Origin of the sequence: Pseudoalteromonas sp. NBT06-2 (genome assembly GCF_002276045.1) — a bacterium.
Lineage (GTDB): Bacteria > Pseudomonadota > Gammaproteobacteria > Enterobacterales > Alteromonadaceae > Pseudoalteromonas.
Window position 1 is genome coordinate 1 of record NZ_NQMR01000387.1, and the last position, 303, is coordinate 303.

Annotated in this window: 1 pseudogene; it reads left to right on the forward strand. The window is 45.5% G+C overall.

Annotated features, from left to right (window positions below):
- Positions 1-303 (forward strand): annotated as a pseudogene (locus CJF42_RS26230) (hypothetical protein); the annotation flags it as partial.

A 303-nucleotide genomic window follows, 5' to 3' on the forward strand; every position in this document is an offset into this window, starting at 1 on the left:
TTTATGGGGCTTTGAAAACAATAATGCCTTTGATTATATGCGCAGTGACTTTATTAAACGCGGATTAGATCAAGGCATTGCTTTACCACTTCGTGGGGTGACCGCCACTGTGGGTCAAGATGAGCGAATTGGTGCCCTTGAACCCTTTGTTACCAATACGCCTGCACAAATTGCCTTTCATACAAAATGTCGTTTGGTGATGGATGAGCTTGAGAACTGGCCTGACAAACAAACGCATCATCACTTTGATTTAAGTTGTGCGCTGAGCATTTTATGGATGGTTGCCAGTACGGGCGCAGGGGG